This window comes from Synechococcus sp. Cruz CV12-2-Slac-r (assembly GCF_024346075.1).
Taxonomy (GTDB): domain Bacteria; phylum Cyanobacteriota; class Cyanobacteriia; order PCC-6307; family Cyanobiaceae; genus Synechococcus_D.
The window spans coordinates 1-4,744 of the sequence record NZ_JAGQEK010000125.1 but is presented as its reverse complement, the minus strand read 5'-3'; the positions used below and the strand labels follow the sequence as shown (position 1 = coordinate 4,744).

General features: G+C 49.6%; 5 protein-coding genes. 2 read left to right on the top strand and 3 right to left on the bottom strand.

What is annotated here, in order from left to right; genetic code table 11:
• From KB557_RS09045 to KB557_RS09035, 3 genes are all read right to left on the bottom strand, one after another.
• Positions 1 to 985 (bottom strand): CmpA/NrtA family ABC transporter substrate-binding protein (locus KB557_RS09045; RefSeq protein WP_255133427.1); only part of this gene is annotated, 985 nt, incomplete at its 3' end.
• Positions 986 to 1,118: 133 nt separating this feature from the next.
• Positions 1,119 to 1,592, bottom strand: coding sequence for a nitrate reductase associated protein (locus KB557_RS09040; RefSeq protein WP_255133426.1), 474 nt, complete (start codon positions 1,590 to 1,592; stop codon positions 1,119 to 1,121).
• The gene (locus KB557_RS09035; protein ID WP_255133424.1) at positions 1,589 to 2,668 is read right to left on the bottom strand and encodes an anthranilate phosphoribosyltransferase family protein; all 1,080 of its coding nucleotides are present in this window, start codon (positions 2,666 to 2,668) and stop codon (positions 1,589 to 1,591) included. The genes KB557_RS09040 and KB557_RS09035 overlap by 4 nt, the downstream gene beginning before the upstream one ends.
• 109 nt (positions 2,669 to 2,777) lie before the next feature.
• Between KB557_RS09035 and KB557_RS09030 the strand changes: the two genes are divergently transcribed.
• Complete coding sequence (locus KB557_RS09030; RefSeq protein ID WP_255133421.1) at positions 2,778 to 4,280, top strand: ferredoxin--nitrite reductase; 1,503 nt, start codon at positions 2,778 to 2,780, stop codon at positions 4,278 to 4,280.
• A 99-nt stretch (positions 4,281 to 4,379) separates the two neighbouring features.
• The coding region (locus KB557_RS09025) for a hypothetical protein (protein ID WP_255133418.1) at positions 4,380 to 4,744 on the top strand (365 nt) is incomplete at its 3' end.

Here is a 4,744-nt window from a genome sequence, read left to right as displayed (position 1 = left end):
ACATTTTGAATGGGCTATTTGTTACTTTCCGACCATCACCATAATCAACGGTTCCTTGCAGGCGTGGCAGTAAATCATCAACGCTAGCTTTCACATACTTATCTTCCGAAAGAATCTCAGCTAATTCTTTTGCGTTTGCTGGATTATCTGCCCATTTTTGTGCTTGTTGCACAGCCATAATTAAGCGTAAGCTGGCGTTCGGGTTCTTCTTTACCCAATCAGCCCTCATTGTGAATGCTTTTTCTGGATGCTCTTTCCAAATCTCACCTGTTTGTGTAATTGTGTAGCCAAGTTTTTTGTTAACTAGTCTTTCATTCCATGGCTCGCCAACGCAAAACACATCCATAGTGCCACTCTGCATGTTGGCAACCATTTGCGGTGGAGGAATTACCACAAGATCGGCATTTTTATTGGGATCTACTCCATTGGCTGCCATCCAATACCGCATCCACAGATCATGGGTGCCGCCTGGAAATGTAACCGCTGCTTTAAATTTATCGCCAGTTTTATTTTTCTTGTCTACAGTTTCAATTAGATTGGGTGCCTTTACTTTTAGTTTCTCATCTAGAAATTCTTTAGAGCCAGAGATTGCCTGCCCTTGGGTATTTAGCCTTGCTAAAATCAGCATAGGTAAGGGTTGCTTGCTTTTGGTTATTGCTCCTGTTGAAAGCAGGTAGGGCATTGGTGAGAGGATGTGAGCGCCGTCGATACCACCTCTGGAACCACCCAGTTCAAGGTTATCCCGTGTAACAGCCCATGATGTTTGTTTTTTCAGCTCAACGCCAGTCATTCCTTGTTTATTAAAGAAACCCTTCTCTTTGGCAATTATCAATGGAGCTGAATCCGTTAGCGCAATGAAGCCCAATTCAACTTCTGTGGTTTCAGGTTTACCCGGTGCGGCGATCGCAACCAGAGGCGAAAGCAACAGTGAAATTGCTGAAGTAGCTGCAGAAACTACGAAATAACGGCGGGTGAAATAACCCATGGCAATGGTAAATGTGGTTTGAGCCCGGAGTCTGGAAAACTGCAGCCGGGTGTTTTGGGCGGCGCAACTGCTGACCGCCCCATAAGAACACCACGTTGCAGGGCGCCAAATTGTGTGAATCGCTACCGATCACCTAGGTAATTTTGTTTTCGAGGAATTCGCCGAGGGCGAGGGGCAGATTCCCCCTGCTTTTACTGTTGCTATGACTATGGCCTGGGCTGCAAAGCTTCAGCAGTGCAAATCTCTCAAGTTCATCAAGCTGTTGCCATTGCCGCAGGTTTGGCACCGGCTGCTTAGAAGCTAGGCATGCCTCTTCGATCAAACCAGGTACTCGGTCTATTTGCTGCCATTCCTCCTGGATTGCCCTGTTTATTTCGTTGCAGGATTCCTTCAGCCGATCAGCGAGCTTGTGGAGCTCCAGCTCGCTATCGCCCCAGTTCAGCAATTCCATTTTTTGCTCGTCTCCCAGTTCAAGCCATTGCTGCAGGCGAAGCTTGCGGCCACATAAATCAAGTTTGCGCCGCACTGCCATCGGTATGCAGCGCAAGTTATCGCTGAATTCAGCTTCAAATTTGAAAATGCGGCAATGGCGTTCCGTTTTTTTCATAGTTGAACAGCTGTTAGAGCTTTTTGGATTTGCCCCAAGCGTTTTAATAACGCTCCGCTTTCGAGCAGTTCCTTTGCTTTTTTAATGCCGCTGTTTAAATCCTTCTGGTTATCGCTGATCCAAAGCATTGCTCCGAGGTTCCAAAGCAGTGCCTCTGCCATAGGACCACTGCCTCCGAGAGCCGTAATTGCTTGCTCCGTCCAGGTTTCCATATCGGTAAAAGCTGGATCAGCTCCCTTAAATCCATGGTCCCGCGGGTGCAGGATCAGGCGTTGCTGCTTGCCTTGGTATGAACGGCTAGTGATGCAGGCTCGGCCAAGGGATAAATCCGTTGATCCCTCCAGACCTTTCACCGTAACCACATCATCTTCCTGCGCTAAAGACAAAGCTGCTATCGCCCTTGCTTCCGTTGGTGGATGCACATAGCCAGTTATTAAAAGGTGTTTGCCTTGGTGAGGTGTCCAGATCAGCTCGAGGCTTGCCAGTGGTGGCCTTTTGCCTATTTGGTCGCGAATTGGTGTGAGCTTTTCTGCCGCTGGAAATAAATTGGGTTGATGGCATAGGGCTATTCCTTCTTCAAGAAGCAATCGCTGCACCTGTTCAAGCTTTAGGTTCCCCCAGGGGAGCCCAAGGCAATTCATTAGCTCTGCCAGCGTTATTCCCCATTTCACAGGCATGGGGTTGCCGCCGCTCAATACCACCGTTTCACCGGCAGCTACAAGCCCAATGGCAGTTAGGGGCAGCAGCGGTGCAGTGCGGTTGCGACCGTCGTAGGGCACTCCAAAGCAAATGGCGCGGCGGCCAGGGCTGCTGAGCACAGGTCCTTGGCGGCGATAGCTGCGCAGCATCCCGGCCAGCTCCTGGGGTTCAGGCCTGCGTATGCGGTGGGCGATCAGAAATGCTCCTAATTGAGCATCAGTTGCAACGCCATCAAGCATGGCGTCCATGGCTTCTTCCGCTTCGCTAAGGCTTAGGCCACTGCTGGTGTGCTCACCGCTGCCCACCTTGCCAAGCAATTCCCGAAAGCGCTGCTGGGCAGGGTTGAGGCTGGAGCCGCGGTTGGAAGCCAGGGTCAACAGGGTTTGTGAAACTAGCCACTATTCAAAGCGTTGGCGATTCGGTAGTAAAAGGCACATAGCGGGTGGGCACTCCTAGAGAAAGTGGCAAGGTTGATTTATTAATGCCATGCCAGCTGCTGCATTAAGCAAAATTGAGCAGGCAAAGGCTGAGCGTTGTGGCTTGGAACTTGAAGCTGAGTTAGATCAACTCGCCCATGCCGGCTGGCAGCAATTGGATGAAGCTGATCTAACTATTCGTTTGAAATGGTTGGGGATCTTCTTTAGACCCGTAACCCCAGGGCGATTCATGTTGCGCCTACGCTTACCCAATGGCGTTATTAATAGCCACCAGCTTGAACTTTTAGCCGAGGCCATAGATCGCTGTGGTGAACATGGAAGCGCTGATATAACTACTCGTCAGAATTTGCAATTGCGCGGTCTTTTGCTTGAAGATATGCAGCCGCTTTTGACTCAGTTGCAGACAGTGGGGCTAACCAGTAAACAATCGGGCCACGACAATCCCCGCAACATCACAGGCAACCCCCTTGCAGGCATCGACCCCGATGAATTTATTGATACCCGCCCATTGGTGGATGCCATCCAGGCTGAGTTACTTGGAATTGATGGACCGCGTAATTTGCCCCGCAAGTTCAATGTGGCCGTTGGCGGTGCAGCAGATAGTTTTCTTTTGCATAACGACCTTGCTTATCTGCCTTCTATTTATGCCGGTGAATTGGGTTTCACCGTTATGGTTGGTGGTTTCTTTTCCGCCCAGCGCAATGAACTAGCTAAACCCCTTGGCCTGTGGCTGCGGCCTGAGCAATTAGCTGGTTTTAGCCTTGCTGTGTTGCTTCATTACCAGGAAAATGGTAACCGCATGGCCCGAAACAAAAGCCGCTTAATGTATTTAATTGATCAGCTTGGGTTTGATATTTATCGGCAGCAGTTGTTAGATGCCTACGGTCAACCTGTGCAGGTTCATGATGGCAGTCATTTAGTTGATCAACCACCCCGGTCTTGCCTTGGTGTAAATCAGCAAGCTCAAAAGGATTTCCATTGGCTTGGCTTGCATGTGCCCATGGGTAGGCTTGATGCCGATTCAATGTTTGAACTTTCGCGTTTGGCGCGCACCTACGGCAATTCAGAAATACGCCTCACAGAAGCGCAAAATTTATTGATAGCCAATATTCCCAATGAAAAACTTGATCAGCTCCTTGCTGAACCGCTATTACTACGTTTTAGCCCCAAGCCCAGCCACCTGCAGGCGGAGGCGGTGAGTTGCACAGGTAGCAAGTATTGCAGTTTTGCAATGATCCCAACAAAATCAACTGCTCAAAAAGTACTTGAACAGTTGGAGCTAACTTTGCAGTTAGAGCGCCCCCTACGCAGCCACTGGACTGGCTGCGCCAATGCTTGCGGCCAGCCTTACATGGGTGAGCTCGGTTTTATGGGCGCTAAAACAAAGCACAATGGTGAAATGGTAGAAGCAGTTAAGGTTTATCTAGGCGGTGATTTGGGGGCCTCACCAAAGCTGGCAGAGCTCTATGGCAAGGCGATTCCATTAACTGAGTTGGCAGATCAGTTGAAGCCCCTTTTGGTTGAGAAATTTGGCGCTGTTTTGCGAGGTTGAATCATCGGCCTGGAATTTTCCCAGGAGCTAACAACCCAGCAATGGTTTCAACAGCTCCAAGCAGGTGAACAGCCCTTGCTTCGCCATGAATTAGCAGCAATGCTGCCAAAACTTAACCAGAGCCAAGCCTTTGAAGTATTCGCCCTTTGGTTGGCTCAACTAACAGATGACAAGCAAGATTTTCAAAAGGCTGAATTAATTAGTTGCACTGATTTGGTTGGTTATCAGCGCAGTTCAGCCGCTGCTCAATTGCTTCGTAATGCCCTTGGGCCCGATGCCTCCCAGCAATTACAACAATTGCTTTTGCCTCTTTTGGGATATCAACGCAACCAGCAAGATTTTCTATTTCTACGCAAACAAGTTCTACAGCCAGGACCATTGTTGTTACGTCGGGCAGCCCTTGAGGGGGTGGCTAGGGGGCTGGGGGCCTGGCCCCTTGGGCCCTTGCGCAATTGCTTGTTGGT

What these genes read in the sequence shown, in the direction of transcription:
- KB557_RS09040 (WP_255133426.1), bottom strand. Translation starts at nt 1,592, where the DNA reads ATGAAAAAAACGGAACGCCATTGCCGCATTTTCAAATTTGAAGCTGAA.
- KB557_RS09030 (WP_255133421.1), top strand. Translation starts at nt 2,778, where the DNA reads ATGCCAGCTGCTGCATTAAGCAAAATTGAGCAGGCAAAGGCTGAGCGT.